The organism is Sphingobium sp. KKT206, assembly GCF_055640555.1.
Genome location: NZ_CM145764.1, coordinates 1,179,932 through 1,206,156, shown reverse-complemented (window position 1 = coordinate 1,206,156; position 26,225 = coordinate 1,179,932). Strand labels below are relative to the sequence as shown.

The window sequence follows — 26,225 nt, the reverse complement described above, 5'->3', positions numbered from 1 at the left end:
TCCCGCTATCGAGAGGGTGACACCCCTCCGTCAGCCCTTCGGGCTGCCACCTCCCCTGCGAGGGGAGGAGGGCGTGGGCGAGGGGAGGAAGAGCCTTAATTCCCATGATGCGCTCCGTGCCCGTCATGGTCCTGCTGACCCGGTGCCTGGTTGCCTTGCTCCGCAGGGGTGCGCTTGGCAGCAGGGGTCATGCCCGCGGGTTGGGCGATCTCGCCCTTCTTGCCGGGTTCGACCGGGTGGTAGCCGCCGACGTCGATCGTGCCGTCATGGCGCAGGCCCTTGGTATCGTGGGCCGATTCCTTGCCAGCGCCGCCATGCATGTCGGTCATCATGATCTCGTCCATGCAGCGCTTGCCTGGTTGCGCGCACATGTTGAGCGCGGCGTGGAACAGGCGGGGCTCGACGCGCGCGAAATATAGGGGCTTCACCTTCTCGCTCGGCTGTTCCAACTTCACATAGGTCGCGCGGTCGAGCGTCGCCCCGCTGGCCTTCACGCGGGCGACCCACTGGTCGAACCCGCCCTGATCCATGGCGTGGAACTTGAAGCGCATGTTGGAGAAGCCTGCGCCGGAATAGTTGGCGGAGAAGCCATCGAACGTGCCGGGCTTGTTGGCGACGGCATGAAGCGTCGTCTGCATGCCGGGCATGGCATAGATCTGACCCGCCAGCGCGGGCACGAAAAAGCTGTTCATGATGGTCGAGGAGGTGATCTTGAACTCGATCGGCCGATCGACCGGTGCAGCCAGCTCATTGACCGTCGCGATTCCGAGTTCGGGGTAGATGAACAGCCACTTCCAATCCATCGCCACCACTTCGACCTGCAGGCGCTTGGCCGCAGGGTCGACCTTGCGCGCCGAATCAATGCGTTCGATCGGACGATAGGGGTCGAGCAAATGGGTGCTGGTCCAGGTCACCGCGCCCAGCGCGATGATGATGAGTAGCGGCGCCGACCAGATCAGCAATTCCAGGCTGGTGGAATGATCCCAGTCAGGATCATAATCTTCGGCTTGCGCCTTGGCGCGGTATTTCCAGGCGAACCAGCCGATCGTGCCCATGACGGGCAGGACGATCAGCAGCATCAGCGCGGTCGATATCAGGATGAGGTCGCGTTGCTGCATTGCAACATCGCCCGACGGGGCCATGACCACCCAGTCGCATGCGCCCAGCGGCAGCAGCAGGAGGGGAGCGAATCGGCGCAGAAATGCGCGGCTTGGGGCGGGCGTGCGGGCGATCATGAGGCTCGTCTAGTCGGGAAAATTGCGGGGTGACATTGGACCTTTTGTCCTATCCCTGCGCAGTGGCGAAATGAGGCATGGGTATATTTGACCACCGGAATGATTCGTCGTGCAGCCTTGTGCGGCCCCGAATCGTTCCCGCAGCATGAAGGCCCGTTTCACGCCATGACCTCCGCGACGACCACGCCCGGCCCTGATCTGGAGACCAACTCCACCCAGGCGGAACGCGACATGCGCAACCTTCACGCCCATGACGGCAAGAAGATCGCGCCGGGCGAGATCGCCATCGGCGTGATCATCGGCCGGACGTCGGAATTTTTCGACTTCTTCGTCTATGCGATCGCCTCGTGCATCGTCTTTCCGGCGCATGTCTTTCCCTATCTGTCGCCGCTGGAGGGGACGCTCTGGTCCTTCGCCATCTTCGCGCTGGCGTTCGTGACGCGGCCGATCGGGTCGCTGATCTTCATGGCAGTGGACCGTCGGTTCGGGCGCGGGGTGAAGCTGACGATCGCGCTGTTCCTGCTGGGCGGATCGACGGCGGCCATCGCCTTCCTGCCGGGCTATGAGACGATCGGCCATTGGTCGGCGGTGCTGCTGGCGCTGTTCCGCGCGGGGCAGGGCGTGGCGCTTGGCGGGACATGGGACGGGCTGGCCTCGCTCCTGTCGCTCAATGCGCCGCAGGCCAAGCGCGGCTGGTATGCGATGATGCCGCAACTGGGCGCGCCGCTGGCGCTGATCGTGGCGGCGGGGCTGTTCGCCTTCTTCCTGTCTACCCTGTCCACCGCCGATTTCCTCAGTTGGGGCTGGCGCTATCCCTTCTTCGTCGCCTTTGCGATCAACGTGGTGGCGCTGTTCGCGCGGTTGCGGATCGTGGTGACGGAGGAATTTGCGCGGCTCTACGAAGCGCGCGAATTGCAACCTTCGCCGGTGATCGAAACCGTGCGCAGCGAAGGGCGCAACATCGTCATCGGGGCGTTCGCGCCGCTGGCCAGCTTTGCGCTGTTCCATATGGTCACGGTGTTTCCGCTTTCGTGGATCGCGCTTTATACCGATGAGCCGCTGGAACGCTTTTTGATGATCGAAGTCATCGGCGCGTTCGTAGGTGTGCTGGCCATCATCGTGTCGGGCTTCGTGGCGGACATGATCGGGCGGCGTCGCCTGCTCGGCTATTCGGCGGTGGGCACGGCTTTTTTTGCTGTAGCAGCGCCGCTGCTGCTCAATGGCGGCGATCTGGGCGAAGTCGCGTTCATGGTGATCGGTTTCATCCTGCTGGGCCTCAGCTTTGGGCAGTCGTCGGGTGTGGTGGCATCCAACTTCCGCTCCGCGACGCGCTATACCGGATCGGCGCTGACGTCGGATCTGGCCTGGCTGGTGGGCGCAGGGTTCGCGCCGCTGGTGGCGTTGCTGATCTCGACCGAGTTCGGGCTGGCGGCGTCGGGTGCTTATCTGCTGTCCGGCGCGATCGTGACGGGCTTTGCCCTGTTCGTGAACAAGGAACTGGCGGGCCGCGACCGCTAAAGCGCGCGGCGCATCCGCGGCTTTTTCAGGAAGATCGGCGCATCCGCGCCAGGGCCTTGCGGTCGAACCAGCCGGTGAGGCCGGGGCGCGGGCGGAAGCGGGGAAGCCAGTCGGGATAGAGGCTGGCGAGGCGCGGGGGCAGGCCGTCCGGCCCCTCCCGCGTCATGATGTCCGACACGATGCGGTTCTGAAAGAAGCGCACCGAATAATTGATCAGCCGCTTATATTGCATCGCCCAGGTCGAGGGGCGGGCGAGGCTGACTTGTTCGCACAGGAAGCCCGCTGCGTCGCAGGCCAGCACGCGGCCATGCTGCCAGTCGGCATCGCTGGCAAGATTGGTATGCGCCCAGGCGGCGACCAGGCCATCATCGCCGATCAGATCGTCGGGCAAGCGGAGGCCGCGCGCGCGGATCGCCGCGATGAACGGTCCCGACAAAGCATAGAGATCGCCGAACAGGCCGCCTTCGATTTTGAGGTTGCGGCGATAGAAATCGGCCATGCGGCCGTTCATCGGCATGCCCGCGCTGGCATTGGCGTGCGGGTGCGCGGCAAGGTCCGCGACCAGCGCGTCGATCGATCCCGCGACGATCTGCGCGTCGCCGTCCATGAAGATGACGGCGTCTTCGGTCCCGGTGAGCAGGCCATGGACCATATGGTTCCAGGTGCGCGATTTGCCGCCCGCCTTGATGTCGTGGACGATGACGTTGGCGCGTCCGCCCGCCGCCGTGGCGCGGGCGACGGTGGCGTCGGTCGTGCCGTTGACCAGCACATGGAAGTAGGTGTCGGGCCGGTCGAGCGGGAGCGAGGCGAGGCAGGCACCGATGCGGCGCTCCTCCTGATGGGCGAAAATGGCGACGGCGACGGCCATGGCGTCTAGCGGAAGTCCCAGCCCTGCTGGCCATGCTGGGCCAGGTCTAGGCCGTCCGCTTCCTCCTGCGCGGTGGCGCGCATGGGGATCAGCATCGAGACGATCAGTGCGGCGATCGCGCTGCCGACCATCGCCCAGAGCGCGACGATGACGAGGCCGATGGCTTGCGAGATCAGCGCGCCGGTGAGCGTGATGCCGATGTCGAAGCCGACCCCGCCCATCAGCGGCAGGGCGAAGATGGGCAGGAGCAGGATGCCTGTCGCGCCGCCGAGGCCGTGGATGACGAAGACGCTGGCGCTGTCATCGACATGGCGGGCGACAAGGGGCTGTGCGAGGCGGCACACGAACGCGGCGATCACGCCGATCAGCATCGCGCCTCCGGTACCGACCAGCGCGGCCGAGGCGGCGATGGCGGCGATCCCGGCCAGGGCGCCCGACAGGATGCCGGTGGCGGTTGTGCGCTTGCCTAGCACATGGTCGAGCAACGCCCAGGTCAGCGCAGCGGCGCAGGCGGCGAAATGATGGTTGAGCAAGGCGGTCGCGGCATCGTCGGTCGCACCGAGCGCCCAGCCGCCGACCATGCCGGACAGGCCGATCCACAGCAGCGCTCCGCCCGCGAGGCTAAGCACCGGCGCATGGCCGACACTGGCGGGATCGCGCCTGCGCCCGGCGATTAATGCTAGCGCAAGGGCGGAGAAGCCCGCAACGCCATGGACGACCAGACCGCCGGCAAAATCCATGACGCCCAAATCCGCCAGCCAGCCGCCCCACACTGCATGGGTGATCGGCGCATAGACGAGCAGCAGCCAGAGTGGCGCGAAGGCGAGGAACCAGCCAATCCGCGTGCGCTCGGCGACGGCACCGACCAGCAGGCAGGCGGCAAGCAGGGCAAGGGCAAGCTGGAACAGGACGAAGGCGGATTCGGGGACTGTCAGGCCGTCACGCAATTGCGCGAGATTGGCGAGCAGCAGGTTCGCGCCGCCGCCGAGCCAGGCGCTACCCGGTGCATAAGCGAGGCTGTAGCCGACGATCGCCCAGGCCAGCGACACGGTCGCGATGACGCCCGCGCCCTGCGCCATGATCGAGAGCGCGTTGCGGACATTGACCTGGCCCGCATGGCGCAGCATCAATCCCGGCAAGGCCGCAAGCAGGATCAGCAGCGCACACACCATCATCCAGCCGGTGTCGCCGCTGTCGGCGACGGCGATCTGGGCATAAGCGGCTTGCGGCGCGGCCAGCGCGGCGATCAGGGGCAGGGTCAGAACAAAGCGCATCGGTAATCCCGGCAATCCAAACAGGCACCCGTCCTAGCGCGGACAGGGTAAAGTTTTCGATAAGCAGCCGCCTCTATCAGCGGACGATGACAGGCGCGTGCAAGACTGTTAAGGGCAAGCCATGCGGGGTTTGCTGTCTTTCTTTGCGGCGGTCATGATTCTCTTCTCCATGGGGATGGGAACGCTCGCCCATGCGACCGAGGCCTTGGGCTGCGTCGAGGAAGAGAGCAGCCTGTCAATCAGCGCGGCAGACATGCATGGCGACCTGCAGCCCGGCGACGCGGATCATGGCCTGCCGCATCATCATGGCGGGTGCCATGGCCATCATGTCGGCACGGCGGGATCGCGCGTCGCTTTCGACGGGACAGCGGCCACCCGCGATCGGCTGACGATCCCCCCGGTGCAGCGCCTGTCCGCTGTGGAACCTGCCCGGACATTGCGCCCACCCATCGCCTGACATCGACCGAATAGACCGCGCTCGCCCGGCGTCGCGGTTCCTTTCTCGTTGATTTCAGGAATTATCTTCATGAAACGCATCCTTGCGGCCTGTCTGGCCGTGTCGTGCTGCACCAGCGCCTTCGTGGCGCGGGCGGACGAACCATCTTTTACCTTGGCGCAAGCGCTGGAACGCGCGGGCGCGACATCGCCCGCCATCGAAAGCGGGGCAGCGGGTGTGCTCGCCGCGCAGGCGGCGCGTAGCGTCGCCGGACTGCGGCCCAATCGCGAACTGAATATCCAGACCGAAAATGTCGCGGGCAGTGGCGACTATCGCGGTTTTCGCAGCGCCGAGACGACGGCGCAGGTGACGCTGCCGCTGGAACTGGGCGGCAAGCGCCCGGCGCGGGTGGCGCTGGCCAATGCGCAGCAGGACCGCGCGCAAATCGAGCAGGCGGTGATCGCCGCCGACCTGCGGCTGGCGGTGACGCAAGCCTATGTCACCGCCGTTTCGGCAGCGGAGCGAGCGACGGTCGCGCAGCGGCAGGTCGCGATCGCGGCGGAAGCGCTGCGCTCGGCGCAGGTTCGCGTTCGTGCGGGACGGGCGTCGCCATTGGAGGCGCAGCGGGCCGAACTGGCGCATCTCAATGCGCAGGCGACGCAGGAACAAGCCGAGCGGCTGGCCAATGTCGCCCGCGCCAATCTGGGCCGGATGATCGGTGCGCCGGTGGCCGGTGCGCTGGACCTGCGCTGGTTCGAGACGTTGGCGGTTGCCGGGCCGGTTGACCGGGCGGCGATGCGCGACATGCTGACCGCACGCGCTGCCGCGCTCGATGTGGCGACGGCCGATGCCCAAGTGCGGCTGGCGGGCGCGCAACGCGTGCCTGACCTGCAACTGTTCGCTGGCCCTCGCCGCCTGTCGGGCAGCAACGACACAGCGATGCTGATGGGCATCAACATTCCGTTGCAGATCTTCGACAATGGCGGCGCGGCGCAGGCGCAGGCGCGGGCCGAGCGGCAACGCGCCGATGCGACCCGGCGGATGACCGAAATCCAGCTCGACCAGGCCATCGCTTCGGCAGACGCGGAGGTCGCCAATGCCGAAACCGCGGCGCGCATCGCCAGTGGCCCGGCGCTTGCCGCCGCGCAGGAAGCGGCGCGGATCGCGCGCATCGGCTATCGCGAGGGCAAGTTCGGGCAGATCGACCTGATCGAAGCCGAACGCACTTTGCTCGACACCCGCATGGCCGCGATCGATGCGCTGGCCACCTATCATGATGCTTCGGCGCGCCGCGACCGGCTGGTCGCCCCGGCATCCTTGTTCGTGAAAGATTGATCCGATGAGACAATGGACATTATCGGCGGCCTTGCCGCTGTTCCTGCTACTGGCCGCCTGTGGCGAGACGGCACCGCAGAACGAAGCGCATGATGAGGCGGGTCACGCCGAAGAGCATGATGAGGAAGGCGAGGAGGATCATGCGGAAGAGGAGGGGGCAATCACCCTGTCCGAAGCGCAGATCCGTAGCGCGGGCATATTGCTGGTGCCCGTCGGCATGGCGGGATCGGGCGGGGCGGCAAGCCTGCCCGCGACGATCGAGGCCGATCCGCAAGGCATGCAGGTGGTGACGGCGGCGGTCGGCGGACGGATCGTCGCGCTGCATCGCAATCTGGGCGAGGCGGTACGGCGGGGCGATCCGCTGGCGGTGATCGAAAGCCGCGAGGCGGCACAGATGCAGGGCGAGATCGAGGCGGCCCGCGCCCGGCTGGCGCTGTCGCGCAGCAATTTGGGGCGGGAGCAAAGGCTGTTTGCCGAAAAAGTATCGCCCGAACAGGATCTGATCGCGGCGCGCACGACCGCGACCGAGGCGGGGATCGCGCTGCGGCTGGCGCAGCAGCAACTGGCCGCGACGGGCCGCGCCGGCGGTGGCCTCAACCGCATCAGCCTGCCATCGCCAATCGGCGGGCAAGTCGTCAGCCGCAGCGCGACACTGGGGCAGGTGGTAGCGGCCGATACCGAACTGTATCGCGTCGCCAATCTTGGCAAGCTCTCAGTCACCTTGTCGCTGTCGGCGGCCGATGCCGCAACCTTGCGACCGGGCGGCATGGTCACGGTGACCGCGCCAGGGCGCACGGCGCAGGCACGCATCAGCTTCGTCTCGCCCATTCTCGACGCGCAGACCCGGCTGGTCCCGGTCATCGCCACGATCGACAATCGCGACGGGCAATGGCGCGTGGGCGAGAATGTCACCGCCGCCGTCGACCTGCCGTCCAGGGATGGCGGGCGCGCCATCGCCGTGCCGCAGATCGCGGTGCAGACGGTCGAAGGCAAGAGCAGCGTGTTCGTGCGAACCCGCACCGGGTTTCAGGCGGTTCCGGTCGACCTCGGACCAGTCAGCGGCGATCGTGTCATCGTCACCAAGGGACTGAAAGGCGGCGAGCGGATCGCCGCCACCGGCAGTTTCACGCTCAAGGCCGAACTCGGCAAGGGCGAAGCGGAACATGGGCATTGATCGATGATTGACCGGATCGTCACATTCGCGGTCGCGCGGCGCTGGCTGGTGCTGTTGCTGACCCTCATCGCCTGCCTTATCGGCGGCTGGGCGCTCCAGCGCCTGCCCATCGATGCAGTGCCCGACATCACCAACAACCAGGTGCAGGTCAATGTCCGCGCGCCGTCGCTCTCGCCCGAACTGGTCGAGAAACAGGTCGCCTTTCCCATCGAAACCGCGCTGTCTGGGATTGAGGGGCTGGAATATAGTCGCTCGCTGAGCCGCAACGGCTTTGCCCAGATCACCGCCGTCTTCACCGATTCCACCGACATCTATTTCGCCCGGCAGCAGGTGAATGAGCGGCTGGCAGGGCTGGCCGAAAGCCTGCCTGCGGGTGTGACGCCGGAAATGGGGCCGATCGCCACGGGACTGGGCGAGGTCTATATGTGGACCGTCCACCTCGCCCATCGCAAGGATGACCAGCATGATCCGGGCGAGCCGGGGCTGCAACCCGATGGCAGCTATATCACGCCGGAGGGCGAGCGGCTGGTGAGCCAGGCGGATCAGGCGACCTATCTGCGCACCGCGCAGGACTGGATCGTCGCGCCGCTGCTCAAGAACACGCCGGGCCTGGCCGGGGTCGATTCGATCGGCGGCTATGTGAAGCAATTTCAGGTCGTGCCCGATCTGGCGCGGCTGGCGGCGTTGCGGATCGGCATCGACGATCTGGCGCGGGCGCTGGAGGAAAACAACAATGCGGTCGGTGCGGGCGTGGTCGATCGCAATGGCGAGGGGCTGGCGGTGCGATCCGATGCGCGGCTGACCGGGGCGGAGGATCTGTCCCGCACCGTGATCGCGACGCGCGAAGGCGTGCCGATCCTGCTGAGCCAGGTCGCCACGGTCAGGACGGGACAGGCGATCCGCATGGGGTCGGCCTCCGAAGACGGGCGCGAGGTCGTGGTCGGCACGGCGGTCATGCGGGTCGGCGAGAATAGCCGCACCGTGGCATCGGCGGTCGCCCGGCGGCTGGAGGAAATCAACGCCTCCCTGCCTACCGACGTCATCGTCCAGCCGGTACTGGACCGCACCGCGCTCGTCCATTCGACCATCAATACGGTAGCCAAGAATTTGGCCGAAGGCGCGTTGCTGGTCGTCGTCGTCCTGTTCGTGCTGCTGGGTAATTTCCGTGCGGCGCTGATCGCGGCGTTGGTCATCCCGATCACCATGTTGATGACCAGTTTCGGTATGTTGCAGGGGGGCGTGTCGGCCAACCTCATGAGCCTGGGCGCGCTCGACTTCGGCCTGATCGTCGATGGCGCGGTCATCATTGTCGAACATGCGTTGCGGCGGATCGCCGAAGGGCAACATCGCGAAGGCCGGGTGCTGACGCTGGACGAGCGGCTGGCCGTGGTCGTGGGCGCAGCGCGGGAGATGATCCGGCCGTCGGTCTATGGCCAGGCGATCATCATCCTCGTTTATGTGCCGCTGCTGACGCTGACGGGGATCGAGGGCAAGACCTTCACGCCGATGGCGCTGACGGTCATCCTGGCGCTGGTCTGCGCCTTCATTCTGTCGCTGACTTTCGTGCCGGCCCTGCTCGCGGTGCTGTTGTCGAAGCCGGTGGAGGAGAAGGAGGGGCGGATCATGGGCTGGCTCAAGACCCGCTATGAACCCGGCCTCGACAAGGCGATGCAGCGGCCGACGCGGACCATGGGCGTCGCGGTGGCGGCATTCGTCCTGGCGATCGGCGCGTTCCTGACGCTGGGGCAGGAGTTTCTGCCGCAACTGGACGAGGGCGACATGACCGCGCAATTGCTGCGGATACCGGGCACGTCGGTCGAACAAAGCCAGGCGATGCAGTTCGATGTCGAAAAGGCGATCGCCACATTGCCGCAGGTCCTCTTCGTCTTTTCTAAGACGGGGACGGCGGAACTGGCATCAGACCCGATGCCGCCCAATATCTCGGACACGTTCATCATCATGAAGCCGCGTGCGGAATGGCCCGACCCGAAATTGCCCAAGGCGGAACTGGTCGAAGCGGTCGAGAAGAAGCTGGCGGTGCTGCCCGGCAATGCCTTTGAAATCAGCCAGCCGATCCAGATGCGGTTCAACGAACTGATTGCGGGCGTGCGCGGTGACGTGGCGGTCAAAGTGTTTGGCGACGATGCCGACGCGATGGCCCGCACCGCCAATCAGGTCGCGACGATCCTGCGGCGGACGGAAGGCGCGGTGGATGTGCGGGTCGAGCAGACCGAGGGGCTGCCGATGCTGGACATCCGGCCTCGGCGTGAGGCGCTGGCGGCGATGGGCCTGTCGGCCAAGGCGGTGCAGGATGTGGTGGCTGCTGCGATCGGCGGGCGCGATGCGGGCATGATCTTCGAGGGGGATCGGCGCTTTGCGGTGACGATCCGGCTCGACGATACGCAGCGGGCCGATATCGAGGCGGTGGGGCAGATTCCCGTGCCGACGCCTGATGGCGCCTTCGTGCCGCTGGCAAGCGTGGCGGAGATCGCGGTGACGACTGGTCCCAACCAGATCAGCCGCGAAAATGGCAAGCGCCGCATCGTCGTGCAGGCCAATGTGCGCGGGCGCGACGTCGCGAGCGTGGTGGCGGATGCACAGGCGGAGATCGCATCCGATATGCGCTTGCCGGCGGGGGCCTATCTCGAATGGGGTGGGCAGTTCGAAAATCTGGCGTCTGCGCGGGATCGGCTGTTGCTGGTGGTGCCTGCCTGTTTCGTGCTGATTTTGCTGCTGCTCTACGGAGCATTGGGCAATGTGCGGGACGCGATGATCGTCTTTACCGGCGTGCCGTTGGCGCTGGTGGGGGGCGTGCTGGCGCTGTTCCTGCGGGGCATGCCCTTTTCCGTATCGGCGGCGGTGGGCTTCATCGCGCTGTCGGGCATTGCGGTGCTCAACGGGCTGGTGATGGTCACGGCTATCCAGGAGCTGATCGGGCAGGGCATGGAGCGGGCGCGGGCGGCCGAGCAGGGGGCGATGCGTCGCCTGCGGCCGGTGGTGATGACCGCGCTGGTCGCATCGCTCGGCTTCGTGCCGATGGCGCTGGCGACCGGGTCGGGGGCGGAGGTGCAGAAGCCGCTGGCGACGGTGGTGATCGGCGGGCTGGTGTCGGCGACGCTGCTGACCCTGTTCGTGCTGCCGACGCTTTATGCGCGCTTTGGCGGGCGGCGGGCTTCGAGTGTGACGACATTGTTCAAACCCGTTCGTCCTGAGTAGTCATTGAGCGAAGTCGAGATGACGTATCGAAGGATTGGGCCAGACGCAGATGCTTCGATACGAGCCTTCGACAAGCTCAGTCTCTACTCAGCACGAACGGACTTTGCGTAATCTACAAGTCATAACGGCTAATGCCAAAACAGGGGGCGGTGGTGCCGCCCCCTGTCGCGTTCAGGCATCGACCGACACGACGCCGCGCCGTATCTGGTCGAGTTCGATGCTTTCGAACAAGGCCTGGAAATTACCGTTGCCGAAACCGTCATTGCCCTTGCGCTGGATGATTTCGAAGAAGATCGGGCCGAACATATTTTCGGTGAAGATCTGTAGCAAGATGCCCTCTCCCGTCTCTACGCTGCCGTCGATCAGGATGCGGTTGGCGCGCAGCCGGTCGAGATCCTCGCCATGGCCGGGGACGCGGCTGTCGACCAGGTCATAATAGGTCTCGATCGTATCCTGCAACCGCACGCCGCGCGCCCGCAATTTCTCGACCGTGTCGTAGATATTGTCGGTGGTGAGGGCGAGATGCTGGATGCCCTCGCCATGATAGTCGCGGATGAACTCCTCGATCTGGCTGTTATCGTCCTGGCTCTCGTTCAGCGGGATGCGGATCGCCCGGTCGGGCGCGATCATCGCCTGGCTGGTGAGGCCGGTTGCCTTGCCCTTGATGTCGAAGAATTTCTGCTCCTCGAAACCAAAGAGGGTGCGGTAGAATTCGCTCCACACCTGCATCTGACCGCGCCGGACATTGTGGGTCAGATGGTCGAGCAGGTCGAGCCCGACATTATTCTGCGCCTCCGCTTCCCGCCAGCCGGCGAATTCGGCCCAGTCGGCATAGGGGTCTTGGCCATCGGGCATGAAATAGAGATAGGAGCCGCCGATGCCCTGGATCACCGTGTCATCCTCTTCGGTCGCCTGCGCGCCATGGTCGAGCGCCCAGCGCATCGCGGCCTGCGGATCGGCAACGCGGAAGGCCATGGCGCTGGCGGAGGGACCATGGACCCCGCGAAAGGCAGCGACGCGTCCGGCATCGTCGCGGTTGAGCATCAGGTTGATGCGGCCCTGCTTGTAGCGGGTGATATTCTTGGTCGGATGACGGTGCGTCGGCACGAAGCCCAGTTGCTCGAATTGCGCCGCCATCGCCGCCGGATCGGGCGAGGTGAATTCGGCGAATTCAAAGCCGTTGAGGCCCAGGGGATTGTCGATCGTCGCGGTCATTGCGGCTCCTCTTCCTTTTTTATCTTGGCATAGGCCTGCGTGCCGCGGGTGAAGACCCGGTCGGTCGGCAGGATGGTGTCGGTGTCGAGATCGGGCAGGCCGTCCAATTGGGCGTAGAGCGGGGCGAAGTCGGTCTCGACCGTCTGGCGCAGCAGATCCTCGAAACTGTCGATGACGAAATAGCTCTGCTGATAATCGTCGATGCGGTAGCGGGTGCGCATCAGCCGCTTGAGATCGAAGCCCAGCCGGTTGGGGGAGGGATCGTCCAGGGCGTAGATGGACTCGCCGTGGGACGACACGATGCCCGCGCCATAAAGTTTGAGGTCGTCGCCCTGGCGGAGCAGGCCGAACTCCACGGTGTACCAATAGAGCCGGGCCAGCCGGTCGATCGCCCCCAGACCATCAGCGCGCAGGCCGCCCTGGCCATAGGCCTGCATATAGTCGGCGAAGGCGGGGTTGGCGAGCAGGGGGACGTGGCCGAAGACGTCGTGGAAAATGTCGGGTTCGGACAGATAATCGATCTGGTCGGGCGTGCGCAGGAAGCGCCCGGCGACGAAGCGGCGATTGGCGAGATGGTCGAAGAACAGCCGGTCGGGGACGAGGCCGGGGACGGCGACGACCTGCCAGCCGGTCAGCTTCATCAGCCGTTCGGATAGCTCATCGAAATCGGGGATGCCCGGCCGAGTCATCCGCAGCACGTCCAGACCGTCCATGAACTCCGCCACGGCGCGGTCGGGGAGCATCTGCGCCTGACGGGCGAACAGTCGGTCCCACAGCGCATGTTCCTGCGGCGTGTAGGCGGCCCAATCCTGCGGGATCGTCCAATCCTCGGCGGTGCCTTGCGGGCGCTCTATGTCGTTTTGGGCCATGACGACAATATTGCATGGGTCAAGTGAAAAAGGGTTTCAATATCCTGCTTTGCCGCGCAATATCGGACATGATCTCATCATATATGGGCCAGATATGAAACAGGAATATCAGATCGATGCGATCGACCGGCGGATCATCGCCATATTGCAGGCCGACGCCGCCATTCCCCATGCGCAACTGGCCGAACAGGTCGGCGCATCGACCGCGTCCTGCTGGCGCCGGATCAAGGCGCTGGAGGCGGCGGGGGTGTTGACCCGTGCGGTGCGGCTGGTCGATCCCGCCAAGGTCGATCGCGGGGTCAATGTGCTGTGCAATATCCGCATGCGCAGCCACGCCCGCGAACCGCGCAGCGCTTTCGAAGCCTTTGTCGATGCCTGCCCGGAAATCGTCGAATGCTTCTCCATGTCCGGCGAGTGGGACTATCTGTTGCGGGTCGTGGTGGCGGACGTCGCCGATTATAACCAGTTTTTGATGCACACTTTGTTGGCCCAGCCGACGGTGGCGGGGGCCGCGTCGCATTTTGCGCTGTCGACCACCAAATATACCACCGCCTTGCCGGTGTGACACATCAGGCGATCGCCATCTCGCCCATCCACGCGCCGAAGGAGGCGCGGGCGCGGGAGGTGTAGGCTTCCTTGCGCTGCTTTTTCTTCACATCGTCGAGCGTCGGAAACAGGCCGAAATTGACGTTCATCGGCTGATAGTCGGCCGTCGCGACATTGCCCGTTACATGGCCGAGCAGCGCGCCGAGCGCCGTGTCGGCGGGCGGGGGCGTCAGCGTATGGCCCAGTAGTTCGGCCGCGGCGAAGCGCCCGGCGATGAGGCCGATCGCTGCGCTTTCGACATAGCCTTCGCACCCCGTCATCTGCCCGGCGAAGCGGATATGCGGGGCGCTTTTGAGACGCAGCGTCGCGTCGAGCAGCTTTGGCGACTGGATGAAGGTGTTGCGATGCAGTCCGCCCAGCCGCGCGAACTCGGCGTTCCGCAGGCCGGGGATGGTGCGGAACAGTTCGACCTGCGCGCCATGTTTCAGCTTGGTCTGGAAACCGACCATGTTCCATAGCGTGCCGGACGCATTATCCTGCCGCAACTGCACCACGGCATAGGGCCAGCGGCCGGTGCGCGGATTGTCCAGCCCCATCGGCTTCATCGGCCCATGGCGCAGCGTTTCCGGCCCGCGCGAGGCCATCACCTCGATCGGCATGCAGCCTTCGAAATAGGGGGTGCTGGCCTCCCACTCCTTGAACTCGGTCTTTTCGCCATCGAGCAGCCCCTGGACGAAGGCCTGATATTGGTCCTTGTCCATCGGGCAGTTGATATAATCCTTCCCCTCGCCGCCGCCGGGGCCGATCTTGTCCCAGCGATTGGCCATCCAGCACTGGTCCATGTCGATACTGTCATGGTGGATGACCGGCGCGATCGCGTCGAAGAAAGCGAGATGCTCGATCCCCGCCGCCTGGCCGATGCTGGTTGCGAGCGCGGGCGCGGTGAGTGGGCCGGTGGCGATGATGGTCATGCCGGACGTGGGCAGCGTGTCGATCCGCTCGCGGATGATCTCGACATGGGGATGATCGGCCAGCGCGCGGGTGACGGCGCCGGAAAAAACATGGCGATCCACCGCCAGCGCGGAGCCGGCCGGCACTTTGGCGGGCTCGGCGCTCGCCATGATAAGCGAATCCAGCCGCCGCATCTCCTGATGCAGCAGGCCCACGGCATTTTTGTCGGCATCGTCGGAACGGAAACTGTTGGAGCAGACCAGTTCAGCGAGGCCTTCGGTCTGGTGCGCGGGCGACATGTCGCCGCTTCCGCGCATTTCCGACAGGCGCACTTTGATCCCCGCCTGCGCCAACTGCCACGCCGCTTCGGACCCGGCGAGCCCGCCGCCGATGATATGCACCTGATAGTCTGCCACTGATATTCGCCTTGATGTCGCAATTCTGCCGTTCGGGCCAAGGCCTATAGCCGATGGGGGCGCAGTAGGACAGGGCGGCGTGGGTGGCTTTTGGGTTGGGATGGTGGGGGGGTGGTGCTGTGCGAAGCTTGTGAAGTTCACACTGTTGCAGGGTTCGATTTTGCTGGGATTGGGGTTTGCAGGGCGGACTTCGCAATAGGAAGGTTTTTGCGAAGTTTTTGTTCGCGTGGTGAGTATGTGCAGCGGGAGGAACGGCGGCGAAATAGCCGGTCCTGACCTTCTATGTTCAGAAAGCTGCCCTTCGCATGACACCGCCCGTTACGTTCCCGCCTGATTTTCCTCCGAGCATGATCAGGCCCCGCCCTTGAGGAAGGACGATGATGATGTCCTAACATATGACGCAGGACAGCCTGAAGTCTCACTCATGCGCGAGAGCAGCAAAGGGTTTGCATCTCAAGCCATCCGAGTCTATAGATGATTATAAGTATCACAGTCAAGGCAGGATATGGCAAGCTCACCGACCCAGCAGTCAACCCTGAAGCAGTATTTCACCGAAGCTTATGAGGTAAACTCGGCTATGGCGAAGCTCTTGGGCGACGTGAATGGACTTAGAATCCTTGAGCCGAGTGTTGGAAATGGAGCTCTCCTGAGCGGTCTACAAGGATCACCTGCACATATAGACGCCGTAGATGTAGATGCGTCTGTCTTAGCCCTAACTAAGCAGCGAGTTTCAAGTCTGCCCCTAAACACTCACAGGGCAGACTTCATCGACATGTTTGCGAATGGTCTTATGCTGGCTGGCTTATCCCCTTTCCGCCGCGACTATGATGCTGTAATTTCAAATCCGCCTTTTGGTCTTTTTTTTAGTCCAGAGTATCGGAAGCGCCTGAAAGCATCTTTTCCCTATCTGTACGTGCGCGATTCGTATGGCTTGTTCTTGGCTTTCTCGCTCATGATGCTCCGTAAAGGTGGAAGATATGTATTCCTCCTTCCCGACACCTTTCTTACAAGTACCAACCACTCACCCTTGCGTCAGTATATATATAAGCATGGCGAGCCGACGCATGTGATCCGCTTTCCATCAAAGCGCTTCGAGACAGTGAACTTCGGCTATGGCAACCTCTGCATTATCGCTGGGTCCAAACGCTGCGCTACCGAAAATACAATGTTGACATGGATCGAAGCGTTTGACGGAAAGTGCCCGCTCTTGGATCAGCCCGAAAACGCCGTGTTCTCGATCACCGGATCTTGTCTAGAAAAATCCCTTGATAGCGGTTGGCGATCCAGCATGGGCCAAGTGCGATCTGAAACGGAAAGTTGGACCACGTTGGGTCAAGTGGCAGAGTGCAAAACGGGAATATATACAGGCGATAACTGTCGCTTCATTGGCTACGACCCTGCTCGGGTCACAAAGCGCCTCAATGGTCACTCGATCCATTGGGAAAGTGTCTATGAGGGAGATCTATCTTCGGACCAGCGTCAGCACGGCCTAGATACTGTCGTCGCTTATGTGCCCCTTATCAGAGGTGGCCATCGTGCCTTTGTCGATAGCACTGCATGGGCGCTCCGCTGGGACCGCGAGGCAGTCGTCTTCTACAAAACAAACAAGAAGGCGAGACTGCAAAATTCCAGCTATTATTTTAGACCGGGAATTGCTGTACCAATGGTGACATCTCGCCGACTTTCGGCTTCGCTGATGGATAGTGCTGTTTTTGACCAAGGGGTTGTTGGAGTCTTCCCACATGATCAAGAGGCGCGTGAGGCAATCCTGCTTTATCTCAACTCCTCGAAGGCGACCGAACTGCGTAACGAAATTGTGAACGGCAGCGCCAACAACTCAGCAAACTACCTCAAGCGACTCCCCGTCCCACGCTTCGGGCCAAAGGATTATTCGGAGGCAAAGCGGATCGTATCGGTGGCCGTTGCTGAAAATTTCTTGCAAGTTGATACATGCGATAGTTTCATGCAGCCCTTTTTTACCAAACAAGATAGGATGTAAGGTCGGTGGGTTGGTTCTTTAAATATCGATAAAAACCGTCGCTTAGATCGTCCCGCCAGTCTATAACTTCGTCCCGCACCAATTGGATGTCAGCGCCAGTTATTTCCTCAATTTTTTTGTAGGTATCGGCTCCGGTATAAACTTCCCATAAATTTGACCGACGTAGAACCTTCAAATAATTGTCGTTTTTCATCCTGGCGGACCAAGAGCATTAGCTTGGTTCTATGGTCCCATATGTGATATGCTCGACCAACAGTAAGCAATCGTAACATGTTGCCTTTTTCATTGGATCCAAAGCCGCTCTTAAAATCAATGACATATGGTATGTCCGCTTTCCGGAAAACTTCGTCCTCCTTCATATTGATTTCGCCAACGATCTCGAACAGCGTCGAGACGTCCGTCATCACCTCCTTAGCCTTATCATGTGTTCCAAGATTGGCAGTTATCCGCTGAAGTAGCGCTTTACGCACCTCGGCAAAATTAGGAGCGTCCATTCGTACGACGGTCGTGTCCGCCGGGTACGTCCAGGCTGTTCGACAAAATGCCTCCCAGAGTTCACCGATGCGTCTTGAAAATGCCATATATTCATATGGCCAGACTTGATGGCGATATTCCAACCCAGCGACGGTACAGCAATATTGGATGACTAAAGCTGCGGTCCCACGATCTACCTCCCACATCTGTAAAATAGATGCAGACAGATTATCACGTTCTTTAGCGACCAGCGCGTTTACTTGCTGAGCTTTTTGCTGATGGGTCAGCGCAAGCTTAGAAATTCGCTCCACTGATGGAGCGAGGCGAGAGTGAAGCCGCAACAGGATTTCATTCTTGTCGAGCATTAGCGGAATCACCTGCATTTAGAGCATCGTTGAAAAGCTCATGCAGGGCGACATCGAGAGCGCTGGCGAGCTTCAGAATGTTCTTCAGGCTTGGGTTCCTCTCGCCTCGTTCAATTCCGCCTACATAGGTGCGGTCAAGACCACATGCGTCGGCAAGATCCTCTTGAGACAGTCCAGCCCTCAGCCGAAGAAAACGGACGCACCGGCCCAGCCGGGTTCTCTCGTTCTCGAAAGAGGCGTTCGCTCTTTTCATCCTGTCCTGCAAGCGGGACAGATGATTCTAAGTACACGGACTATAAGTATCAACTCTCAGCGCACCGCGGCGGTTTTGCAGCCGTTCTGCTTTCCAAGTGCAGGATGATGAACGAACGGCAACTTTTGGGACGGATATGGGCACCAGCGAATGACCACAATTGGCGCTATCCCCCCACCAACGCCCCCTCGCCATAATAAGCGGCCTCGTCCAATATCCCCTCGCGTTTCGCGACGACCACGCCGACCAGCACTTGGCCCGCGACGTTCACCGCCGTGCGGCCCATGTCGAGGATGGGGTCGATGGCGAGCAACAGGCCTGCGCCTTCGAGCGGGAGGCCAAGCGTCGAGAGGGTAAGGGTGAGCATCACGACGGCGCCGGTCAGGCCTGCGGTTGCGGCGGAGCCGATGACGGAGACGAGGGCGATCAGGGCATAGTCGAGCGGGCCAAGGGGAATGCCATAGAAGCCTGCGACGAAGATGGCGGCGAGCGCGGGGTAGATCGACGCGCAGCCGTCCATCTTGGTGGTGGACGCAAGCGGGATGGCGAAGGCGGCATAGGCTTTGTCGACGCCGAGCCGCGCGGTGACGGCTTCGGTGACGGGCAGGGTGCCGACCGAGGAGCGGGAGACGAAGCCCAACTGGATGGCGGGCCAGGCCTTGGCGAAGAAGGGCAGGGGCTTGAGGCCATGGGCGAGCAGCAGCGTCGGATAGACGATCAGCAGCACGATGCCGAGGCCGAGATAGATGGCGCCGGTAAAGACGCTCAGCCTTGCGAGCGCGTCCCAGCCATAGGTGGCGACCGCCGCGCCGATCAGGCCTGCCGAACCGATCGGCGTCAGGCGGATGACCCAGCCGAGTAGCGCGCGCACGACCGCGAGCAGCGAGCGGACGAAGGCGAGGAAGGGTTCGGCCTTCTCCCCGACTTTGAGCGTGGCGAGGCCGACCGCGATGGCGATGACCAGTAATTGCAGGATGTTGAAGGAGAGGCTGGTGCTGGCGGTGCCGTCGGGCGCGATCTTGGTGCTGCCGCTCAGCGCCAGGCTGTTGCCGGGGACGAGGCCTTTGAGAAAATCGAGCCAGCCGCCGACCGCGTCGGGCTGTTTGGCGGCGAGCGCGGCGGTGCCAAGGCCCATGCCCGGCTGGACGATGATGCCGATGGCAAGGCCGATGCTGACCGCGATCAGCGCGGTGATGGCGAACCAGAGCAGCGTCTGCCCCGCCAGCCGCGCCGCATTGTCGAGCGCGCGCAGATTGGCGATCGACGCGACGATGGCGGCGAAGACGAGCGGCGGGACGATGGCTTTCAATAGCGCGACGAAGATGGTGCCGACCGTCTGGAGCGCGGTTGCGAGCCAGTTGAGGTCGCCATCCGGCCCTGTGCCCATGGTCCGGGCGAGGAGGCCGAGCGCCAGCCCTGCGACCATGCCGACCAGCACCTGAAATCCGAAGCTGCGATAGGGGAGGGTCATGGGCGCAAATCCTTTGGGCGAACGGCGTAGCATATGGGGGAGTGGCGTAGGATTGCGCGCAAGCAATAGTTGGGCGGGGTTTAGTTTTTGGCGGGGGGGTGTCTTTACATCCTCCCCCGGTGGGGGAGGTGGCAGCACGTAGTGCTGACGGAGGGGTGTTGCGCTATCGAGAGGGTGACACCCCTCCGTCTGGCCTGCGGCCAGCCACCTCCCCTGCAAGGGGAGGATGGGTGCGGAGGATTGGCGGTTGCCTGTCGCTGTGCCACATTGGCGGTCTGACGAAATCGAGGGGCAGGTTTATGGGGTGGCGGTGTGGGTTTCTGGCGGGCGTGGCCGCGATGCTGCCGAGCGGCGCGATGGCGGCGGCGGACCCGGTGGTGGCGAAGGATATCTTGATGCGCTCTGTTGCCTTTCGTACGGTCGAGGGGGCGGGCGAGGTGCCGAAGCTCGCGGCCTATTATGCGTCGGTGCTGAAAGGCGCGGGCTTTGCCGATGCGGATGTCGTCATCACGCCGATGGGCGAGACGGCGACCTTTGCCACGACGATCCGGGGGCGGGATGCGACGCTCAAACCGTTGCTGATGATCGGCCATATGGACGTGGTGGCGGCCGACCCGAAGGATTGGACTCGCGATCCGTTCGTGCCGGTGGAGGAGAAGGGCTATATTTTCGGGCGGGGCGCGGAGGATAATAAATATGACGTCGCGATGATGGTCGCGACGCTGGCGCAGTTGAAAAAGGACGGCTGGACGCCGCGCCGCACCGTAACGCTATTGTTGTCGGGGGACGAAGAGACCGCGATGGTGACGACGCGGGCGCTGGCGGCGCAATATAAGGACGCCGAATTGCTGCTGAACGGCGATGGCGGCGGCGGGCTGCTCAACGAGGCGGGCGAGCCGGTGCTATACCAGTTGCAGGCGGGCGAGAAGACCTATGCCGATTTCGAGATTGGTTTCACCGATCCGGGCGGCCATTCGAGTGCGCCGACGGCGGGCAATCCGCTCTATCGACTGGCGCGGGCGATCGACAGGATTGCGGCCTATCAGTTTCCGCCGATGCGCAACGAATTGACCAAGGCGTCGCTGGCGCTGTCGGCCGACCGGATTGGCGGCGAGGTCGGCGCGGCGATGAAGCGTTATGCGGAGACGGGCGATGCGGCGGCGGCGGAATTGCTGTCGGGTCGCCCGGAATTTGTCGGCCAGGTGCGCACGACCTGTGTCGCGACCATGGCGCAGGCGGGGCATGCGCTGAACGCCCTGCCGCAGAGCGCCAAGGTGCAGGTCAATTGCCGGATCTTTCCGGGCGTGGCGATCGACGCGGTGAAGGCGGAACTGGTGCGGGTGGTGGCGGATGAGAGCGCGACCGTCACGACGCTGGGCGATCCGTTGGCAAGCGATGCCTCGCCGCTGCGCGCTGATGTGATGCAGGCGGTGGTCGCGGCGGTTTCCGCACGGGCACCGGGCATCCCGATCATGCCGAGCATGTCCGGCGGCGCGACTGACAGCGTGCATTTCCGCGCGCTTGGCGTGCCGAGCTATGGCGTGTCGAGCCTGTTCATGAAAGCCGAGGATGGCTTTGCCCATGGGCTGAACGAGCGGGTGCCGGTCGCGGGGATCGGCGCGGCGCTGGTGCAGTGGGAGGCGGTGTTGCGGGCGTTGGCGAAGTAATTAAGCCCCTCCCCTTTAGGGGAGGGGTTGGGGTGGGGGACATCCTCCTGGTTCAGCGCCTGCGGCACGCCCCCACCCCCGGCCCCTCCCCTAAAGGGGAGGGGTGAATGAAAAGGTTACCCCCGCACCGCCACAGCATTCGCCGCCGACAACACCGCCTGCACCGAAGCCGTCGCGACGTCTGCGTCCGTCCCCACGCCGAACACGGTCCGCCCGTCCGGCGTGCGGCATTCGACATAGGCGGCGGCGTTGACGTTGCTGCCTGCGCCGATGGCATGTTCGCTATAGTCGGCGATTTCCAGCTCGACGCCCAGTTCGTCGCGCAGCGCAGCCAACACTGACGAAAGCAGGCCGTTTCCGCGCCCGGAGATGCTGCGTTCGCCGCCCTTATAGGCGATCTTGCCGGTGAAGATGCGGTCGCCCGCTGCGCCGCTTTCATGATAGTCGATCAGCGCATAGGCTTGATCGCCGGTCAGGCGATAATGGTCCTGGAAGGCGGCCCAGATGTCGGCGGCGTTGAGTTCGCGGCTCGACTGGTCGGCCAGCCCCTGCACCACGCGGGAGAAGTCGGCCTGCATCCGCTTGGGCAGTTTGAAGCCCTTATCCTGTTGCAACACCCAGGCGACGCCGCCCTTGCCCGATTGCGAATTGACGCGGATCACCGCTTCATAGTCGCGGCCCAGATCCTTGGGGTCGATCGGCAGATAGGGCACGTCCCAGATGAGGTCGTTGCGCGCTTCCTGCGCGGCAAAGCCCTTCTTGATCGCGTCCTGATGGCTGCCGGAAAAGGCGGTGAACACCAGCTCGCCGGCATAGGGATGGCGCGGGTGGACGGGCAGCTGGTTGCAATATTCGACCGTCTGGATGACGTTGTCGATGTCGCTGAAATCGAGGCCGGGGTTGATGCCCTGCGTGTACATATTCAGCGCGACGGTCACGATGTCGCAATTGCCGGTGCGCTCGCCATTGCCGAACAGGCAGCCTTCGACCCGGTCGGCACCCGCCATGAGGCCGAGTTCCGCCGCGGCGACGCCGGTGCCGCGATCATTATGCGGATGCAGCGAGATGACGACGCTGTCGCGCTTGCTGATATGGCGGCACATCCATTCGATCTGGTCGGCATAGATGTTGGGTGTGGCGCATTCGACCGTCGCTGGCAGGTTCAGGATCAGCGGCCGCTCCGGCGTGGGCTGGAGGATGTCCATCACCGCTTCGCAACATTCCAGGCTGAAATCCAGCTCGGCGGTGGAGAAGGTTTCCGGGCTATATTCGAAATGCCAGTCGGTATCGGGCTGCTTGGCGGCATTGTCGCGCAGCAGCTTGGCGGCGTGGACGGCGATGTCCTTGACTTGCGCCCGGTCCATGCCGAACACGATGCGACGCCAGGCAGGCGAGACGGCGTTATAGACATGGACGATCGCCCGCTCCGCGCCGCGCAGCGATTCGAAGGTGGTGGCGATCAGGTCTTCGCGGGCTTGGGTCAGCACCTGGACCATCACATCGTCTGGGATGCGGCCGTCCTTCACTAGGCTGGAGATGAAGTCGAACTCGGTTGCGCCGGCCGATGGGAAGCCGACCTCGATCTCCTTGACGCCGACCTGGACCAGCAGGTCGAAGAAACGGCTCTTCTTTTCCGCGTTCATCGGGTCGATCAGCGCCTGATTGCCGTCACGCAAGTCGGTGGAGAGCCAGCGCGGGGGCGCGGTGATGACTTGCGAGGGCCATTGGCGATTGGGCAGGTCGACTTGCGGGAAGGCGCGATATTTCTGGGCGGGATCGGTCAGCATCATGGGACAGCTACTTCTTTATGCGAACGGGCGCGCAGGAACGGCCCGGTTAACGACTATCAGCGAAAAGGAAGCCCTTAGGCGTATCGTCGCTGCCCATAATCGAAAGGCAGCACAAAAACCACGCCTAAGGGCGTGTAAGTCGTAGCAGGGGAAGAAACGTCGCGCTCTGCATGAAGGGCAGGGTGTAGCGGCTTTGGGGGCAGGGCGTCCAGTCGTTTTTGAGCCTTTGCCTGGGTGGGGGCAGAAGGGAGACCGGGACGGCGTGAAAGGTAAACGCCGAAAAGCCCCGCTTGTGCGACGGGCCGCTTCCCCCTAAATCGCCTACCATGACCTCGACCAACGACATTCGCCGCTCTTTCCTCGACTATTTCGGGGCCAACGGCCACACCATCGTCCCGTCCGCGCCGCTGGTGCCGCACAACGACCCGACGCTCATGTTCGTCAATGCGGGCATGGTGCCGTTCAAGAATGTCTTCACCGGGCTTGAGACGCGCCCCTACAAGACGGCCACGTCGAGCCAGAAGTCGGTGCGCGCGGGCGGCAAGCATAACGACCTCGACAATGTCGGCTATACCGCGCGCCATCACACCTTCTTTGAAATGCTGGGCAATTTCAGCTTCGGCGATTATTTTAAGGAACAGGCGATCACCCATGCCTGGACTTTGCTGACCAAGGAATGGGGGCTTCCGGCCGACAAGCTGACCGTCACCGTCTATCATACTGATGACGAGGCGTTTGCGCTGTGGAAGAAGATTGCGGGCCTGCCAGACCACCGCATCATCCGCATTCCGACCAAGGATAATTTCTGGGCGATGGGTGATAGCGGCCCGTGCGGTCCCTGTTCGGAAATCTTCTACGACCATGGCGACCATATCTGGGGTGGCCCTCCCGGTAGCCCGGAGGAGGATGGCGATCGTTTCGTCGAGATCTGGAACCTGGTTTTCATGCAATATGAGCAGGAAGCCAATGAGATCGTCAGCGAACTGCCGAAGCCCTCGATCGACACCGGCATGGGCCTGGAACGCATCGCCGCCGTCATGCAGGGCGTGCATAATAATTACGACATCGACACGTTCAAGGCGCTGATCGAAGCCTCCGGCGCGATCACCCGCACCGCGACCGACGGCGATCATCAGGCCAGCCACCGCGTCATCGCCGATCATCTGCGTTCGACCAGCTTCCTGATCGCCGATGGCGTGCTGCCCGCCAATGAAGGGCGTGGCTATGTGCTGCGCCGGATCATGCGCCGCGCGATGCGCCACGCGCATATCATCGGTGCGAAAGACCCGTTAATGTATCGCCTGGTCGGCAGCCTCGTGTCCGAAATGGGCGCGGCCTATCCCGAACTGGTGCGCGCCCAGCCGCTGATCGAGGAAACCTTGCTGCGCGAGGAAACCCGGTTCCGCAAGACGCTGGAAAACGGCCTACGCTTGCTCGATGAAGCGACGGTCGATCTGGCTGAAGGCGGCACGCTGCCCGGCGAAACCGCGTTCAAGCTCTACGACACGTTCGGCTTCCCCTATGACCTGACCGAAGACGCGCTGCGTTCGCGCGGGCTGGGCGTCGATCGCGCCGGTTTCGACAGCGCGATGGCGGAGCAGAAGGCCGCTGCGCGCGCCGCCTGGAAGGGGTCGGGCGACAAGGCATCGGACGAAATCTGGTTCGATATCGCGGAGAAGGCGGGCAATACCGAGTTTATCGGCTACAGCTCGACCGTGGGCGAGGGCGAAGTGCAGGCCATCGTCAAGGACGGTGCGAATGTCGATTCCGCGACCGTTGGCGACAGCGTCATCATCCTCACCAACCAGACGCCCTTCTACGGCGAAAGCGGCGGGCAGATGGGCGATACCGGGCGCATCAGCACGCAGGGCGGCCTGATCGCCCATGTCGACGATACCGCCAAGCCGCTCGGCCGCCTCCACGCGCACCGTGCGACGATCGAGGCGGGTAGCGTCAAGGTCGGCGACACGGTGCAACTGACGGTGGATGTCGATCATCGCGACCGCGTGCGCGCCAACCATAGCGCGACCCACCTGCTCCACGCGGCGCTGCGTCATCGCTTGGGCGGCCATGTCACGCAAAAGGGCAGCCTGGTCGCGCCCGACCGGCTGCGCTTCGACTTCTCGCACCCCGAATCGCTGACCCATGCGCAGATCGCGCAGGTCGAGGCGGACGTGAACGCGCAGATCCGCCATAATGAGGAAGTCACCACCCGGTTGATGACCCCCGACGATGCGATCGGCGCGGGCGCGATGGCGCTGTTCGGCGAGAAATATGGCGACGAGGTTCGCGTGCTGTCCATGGGGCGCGGCGATGACGCCCAATATTCGGTCGAACTGTGCGGCGGCACCCATGTCCGCGCGACGGGCGACATCGCCTTGTTCAAGATCGTGTCGGAAAGCGCCGTGTCGAGCGGCGTGCGCCGGATTGAAGCGCTGACCGGTGAGGCCGCGCGCCTGTGGCTGGCCGACCGCGACGACAAGTTGCGCCAGTCCGCTGCCGCGCTCAAGACCACGCCCGAAGATGTGCCGACGCGCATCGCCGCGCTGGTCGAACAAAGCCGCCGTCTGGAACGCGAACTCGCCGAAGCCAAGAAGGCACTGGCGCTGGGCGGCGGCGGGGCTGCGCAGGCCGCCGGTCCCGAAAAGGTGGGCGCTGTCAGCTTCCTTGGCCAAGTTATCGACGGCCTTGATCCCAAGGAATTGCGCGGCATCGTTGATGGCAACAAGAAGACCCTGGGTAGCGGCGTGTCCGCCATCCTCGCCGTGGTCGATGGTCGCGCGACCATCGCCGTGGGCGTCACCGACGACCTGACCGGCACGCTGAGCGCCGTCGATCTCGTCCGCATCGGCGTCGAAGCGCTGGGCGGCAAGGGCGGCGGCGGGCGTCCCGACATGGCGCAGGGCGGCGGTCCCGATGGTGACAAGGCGCAGGCGGCACTGGAGGCGGTGAAGGCAGCGCTGGAGAAGGTCGCAGCCTGACGAAAAGCCCATAATTACCGGCTATTCTCGCTGGCGATCCAAGTTGCGCGGAATCGTCACATCGGGCATATAGCGTCGCATTACACCCGAACATGGTCTTAACTGGGGTCGCAAAGCTCATGTTGGGATAACCATTATGTGATTTTGGGGTGGGGTTTTTTGTTGATCGATA

Annotated in this window: 19 protein-coding genes; 9 read left to right on the top strand and 10 right to left on the bottom strand. The window is 63.5% G+C overall.

The window, feature by feature from the left end:
- Positions 1-95: 95 nt before the first annotated feature.
- Complete coding sequence (gene cyoA, locus ACZ2HM_RS05580; protein WP_470426452.1) at positions 96-1,235, bottom strand: ubiquinol oxidase subunit II; 1,140 nt, start codon at positions 1,233-1,235, stop codon at positions 96-98.
- Positions 1,236-1,400: 165 nt separating this feature from the next.
- Here cyoA and ACZ2HM_RS05575 point away from each other — a divergent pair, with 165 nt between their 5' ends.
- Positions 1,401-2,753 carry an MFS transporter gene (locus tag ACZ2HM_RS05575; RefSeq protein WP_096062927.1) on the top strand — a complete coding sequence of 451 codons (1,353 nt, stop codon included), beginning with the start codon at positions 1,401-1,403 and terminating at the stop codon, positions 2,751-2,753.
- A 25-nt stretch (positions 2,754-2,778) separates the two neighbouring features.
- On the opposite strand, the gene ACZ2HM_RS05570 is transcribed toward ACZ2HM_RS05575, so the two are convergent.
- On the bottom strand, positions 2,779-3,621 hold the full coding sequence (locus tag ACZ2HM_RS05570; protein ID WP_470426451.1) for a glycosyltransferase: 843 nt from the start codon (positions 3,619-3,621) through the stop codon (positions 2,779-2,781).
- A 5-nt stretch (positions 3,622-3,626) separates the two neighbouring features.
- A complete protein-coding gene (locus ACZ2HM_RS05565) occupies positions 3,627-4,895 on the bottom strand; it encodes an ammonium transporter (RefSeq protein WP_470426450.1) in 1,269 nt (422 codons plus the stop codon).
- A 121-nt stretch (positions 4,896-5,016) separates the two neighbouring features.
- Between ACZ2HM_RS05565 and ACZ2HM_RS05560 the strand changes: the two genes are divergently transcribed.
- The 4 genes from ACZ2HM_RS05560 (at position 5,017) to ACZ2HM_RS05545 (ending at position 11,056) form a co-directional block, all read left to right on the top strand.
- Positions 5,017-5,352 carry a hypothetical protein gene (locus tag ACZ2HM_RS05560; RefSeq protein WP_037472335.1) on the top strand — a complete coding sequence of 112 codons (336 nt, stop codon included), beginning with the start codon at positions 5,017-5,019 and terminating at the stop codon, positions 5,350-5,352.
- 69 nt (positions 5,353-5,421) lie between these two features.
- Positions 5,422-6,666, top strand: coding sequence for a TolC family protein (locus ACZ2HM_RS05555; protein WP_470426449.1), 1,245 nt, complete (start codon positions 5,422-5,424; stop codon positions 6,664-6,666).
- A 4-nt stretch (positions 6,667-6,670) separates the two neighbouring features.
- Positions 6,671-7,840, top strand: coding sequence for an efflux RND transporter periplasmic adaptor subunit (locus tag ACZ2HM_RS05550; RefSeq protein WP_470426448.1), 1,170 nt, complete (start codon positions 6,671-6,673; stop codon positions 7,838-7,840).
- 3 nt (positions 7,841-7,843) lie between these two features.
- Complete coding sequence (locus ACZ2HM_RS05545) at positions 7,844-11,056, top strand: efflux RND transporter permease subunit (protein WP_470426447.1); 3,213 nt, start codon at positions 7,844-7,846, stop codon at positions 11,054-11,056.
- A 171-nt stretch (positions 11,057-11,227) separates the two neighbouring features.
- Here the strand turns inward: ACZ2HM_RS05545 and hppD are convergent, their stop codons facing one another.
- Both hppD and phhA read right to left on the bottom strand, forming a co-directional pair.
- Complete coding sequence (gene hppD, locus ACZ2HM_RS05540; RefSeq protein WP_037477604.1) at positions 11,228-12,271, bottom strand: 4-hydroxyphenylpyruvate dioxygenase; 1,044 nt, start codon at positions 12,269-12,271, stop codon at positions 11,228-11,230.
- Complete coding sequence (gene phhA / locus ACZ2HM_RS05535) at positions 12,268-13,140, bottom strand: phenylalanine 4-monooxygenase (protein WP_037477603.1); 873 nt, start codon at positions 13,138-13,140, stop codon at positions 12,268-12,270. Before phhA ends, hppD begins: the two co-directional genes overlap by 4 nt.
- Positions 13,141-13,234: 94 nt before the next feature.
- Here phhA and ACZ2HM_RS05530 point away from each other — a divergent pair, with 94 nt between their 5' ends.
- Entirely contained in the window at positions 13,235-13,705 is a 471-nt protein-coding gene (locus ACZ2HM_RS05530) for an Lrp/AsnC family transcriptional regulator (RefSeq protein WP_037479272.1), read from the top strand.
- A gap of 4 nt (positions 13,706-13,709) precedes the next feature.
- Here the strand turns inward: ACZ2HM_RS05530 and trmFO are convergent, their stop codons facing one another.
- Positions 13,710-15,053 (bottom strand): methylenetetrahydrofolate--tRNA-(uracil(54)-C(5))-methyltransferase (FADH(2)-oxidizing) TrmFO, encoded by a 1,344-nt coding sequence (trmFO, locus tag ACZ2HM_RS05525; protein WP_470426446.1) that lies wholly within the window; start codon positions 15,051-15,053, stop codon positions 13,710-13,712.
- Between the two features lie 505 nt (positions 15,054-15,558).
- Between trmFO and ACZ2HM_RS05520 the strand changes: the two genes are divergently transcribed.
- Positions 15,559-17,052, top strand: a complete 1,494-nt coding sequence (locus tag ACZ2HM_RS05520) for an Eco57I restriction-modification methylase domain-containing protein (RefSeq protein ID WP_470426445.1) — start codon at positions 15,559-15,561, stop codon at positions 17,050-17,052.
- A 107-nt stretch (positions 17,053-17,159) separates the two neighbouring features.
- Here ACZ2HM_RS05520 and ACZ2HM_RS05515 read toward each other — a convergent pair whose 3' ends face one another.
- The 3 genes from ACZ2HM_RS05515 to ACZ2HM_RS05505 form a co-directional block, all read right to left on the bottom strand.
- Positions 17,160-17,891 (bottom strand): hypothetical protein, encoded by a 732-nt coding sequence (locus ACZ2HM_RS05515; protein WP_470426444.1) that lies wholly within the window; start codon positions 17,889-17,891, stop codon positions 17,160-17,162.
- Complete coding sequence (locus ACZ2HM_RS05510) at positions 17,875-18,144, bottom strand: helix-turn-helix domain-containing protein (protein WP_076605561.1); 270 nt, start codon at positions 18,142-18,144, stop codon at positions 17,875-17,877. The genes ACZ2HM_RS05515 and ACZ2HM_RS05510 overlap by 17 nt, the downstream gene beginning before the upstream one ends.
- 166 nt (positions 18,145-18,310) lie before the next feature.
- On the bottom strand, positions 18,311-19,615 hold the full coding sequence (locus tag ACZ2HM_RS05505) for a dicarboxylate/amino acid:cation symporter (RefSeq protein ID WP_470426443.1): 1,305 nt from the start codon (positions 19,613-19,615) through the stop codon (positions 18,311-18,313).
- A gap of 299 nt (positions 19,616-19,914) precedes the next feature.
- On the opposite strand from ACZ2HM_RS05505, the gene ACZ2HM_RS05500 reads away from it, so the two are divergent.
- The gene (locus ACZ2HM_RS05500) at positions 19,915-21,282 is read left to right on the top strand and encodes a M20/M25/M40 family metallo-hydrolase (protein WP_470426442.1); all 1,368 of its coding nucleotides are present in this window, start codon (positions 19,915-19,917) and stop codon (positions 21,280-21,282) included.
- Positions 21,283-21,398: 116 nt separating this feature from the next.
- Here the strand turns inward: ACZ2HM_RS05500 and leuA are convergent, their stop codons facing one another.
- Positions 21,399-23,072 (bottom strand): 2-isopropylmalate synthase, encoded by a 1,674-nt coding sequence (leuA, locus tag ACZ2HM_RS05495; protein WP_470426441.1) that lies wholly within the window; start codon positions 23,070-23,072, stop codon positions 21,399-21,401.
- 326 nt (positions 23,073-23,398) lie between these two features.
- On the opposite strand from leuA, the gene alaS reads away from it, so the two are divergent.
- On the top strand, positions 23,399-26,053 hold the full coding sequence (alaS, locus tag ACZ2HM_RS05490) for an alanine--tRNA ligase (protein ID WP_037472223.1): 2,655 nt from the start codon (positions 23,399-23,401) through the stop codon (positions 26,051-26,053).
- Positions 26,054-26,225: the final 172 nt, after the last annotated feature.

Excerpts from the sequence above, each read along its gene's own strand:
- cyoA (WP_470426452.1), bottom strand. The coding sequence starts at position 1,235 with ATGATCGCCCGCACGCCCGCCCCAAGCCGCGCATTTCTGCGCCGATTC.
- ACZ2HM_RS05575 (WP_096062927.1), top strand. The coding sequence starts at position 1,401 with ATGACCTCCGCGACGACCACGCCCGGCCCTGATCTGGAGACCAACTCC.
- ACZ2HM_RS05570 (WP_470426451.1), bottom strand. The coding sequence starts at position 3,621 with ATGGCCGTCGCCGTCGCCATTTTCGCCCATCAGGAGGAGCGCCGCATC.
- ACZ2HM_RS05565 (WP_470426450.1), bottom strand. The coding sequence starts at position 4,895 with ATGCGCTTTGTTCTGACCCTGCCCCTGATCGCCGCGCTGGCCGCGCCG.
- ACZ2HM_RS05560 (WP_037472335.1), top strand. The coding sequence starts at position 5,017 with ATGCGGGGTTTGCTGTCTTTCTTTGCGGCGGTCATGATTCTCTTCTCC.
- ACZ2HM_RS05555 (WP_470426449.1), top strand. The coding sequence starts at position 5,422 with ATGAAACGCATCCTTGCGGCCTGTCTGGCCGTGTCGTGCTGCACCAGC.
- ACZ2HM_RS05550 (WP_470426448.1), top strand. The coding sequence starts at position 6,671 with ATGAGACAATGGACATTATCGGCGGCCTTGCCGCTGTTCCTGCTACTG.
- ACZ2HM_RS05545 (WP_470426447.1), top strand. The coding sequence starts at position 7,844 with ATGATTGACCGGATCGTCACATTCGCGGTCGCGCGGCGCTGGCTGGTG.
- hppD (WP_037477604.1), bottom strand. The coding sequence starts at position 12,271 with ATGACCGCGACGATCGACAATCCCCTGGGCCTCAACGGCTTTGAATTC.
- phhA (WP_037477603.1), bottom strand. The coding sequence starts at position 13,140 with ATGGCCCAAAACGACATAGAGCGCCCGCAAGGCACCGCCGAGGATTGG.
- ACZ2HM_RS05530 (WP_037479272.1), top strand. The coding sequence starts at position 13,235 with ATGAAACAGGAATATCAGATCGATGCGATCGACCGGCGGATCATCGCC.
- ACZ2HM_RS05520 (WP_470426445.1), top strand. The coding sequence starts at position 15,559 with ATGGCAAGCTCACCGACCCAGCAGTCAACCCTGAAGCAGTATTTCACC.
- ACZ2HM_RS05515 (WP_470426444.1), bottom strand. The coding sequence starts at position 17,891 with ATGCTCGACAAGAATGAAATCCTGTTGCGGCTTCACTCTCGCCTCGCT.
- ACZ2HM_RS05510 (WP_076605561.1), bottom strand. The coding sequence starts at position 18,144 with ATGAAAAGAGCGAACGCCTCTTTCGAGAACGAGAGAACCCGGCTGGGC.
- ACZ2HM_RS05505 (WP_470426443.1), bottom strand. The coding sequence starts at position 19,615 with ATGACCCTCCCCTATCGCAGCTTCGGATTTCAGGTGCTGGTCGGCATG.
- ACZ2HM_RS05500 (WP_470426442.1), top strand. The coding sequence starts at position 19,915 with ATGGGGTGGCGGTGTGGGTTTCTGGCGGGCGTGGCCGCGATGCTGCCG.
- leuA (WP_470426441.1), bottom strand. The coding sequence starts at position 23,072 with ATGATGCTGACCGATCCCGCCCAGAAATATCGCGCCTTCCCGCAAGTC.
- alaS (WP_037472223.1), top strand. The coding sequence starts at position 23,399 with ATGACCTCGACCAACGACATTCGCCGCTCTTTCCTCGACTATTTCGGG.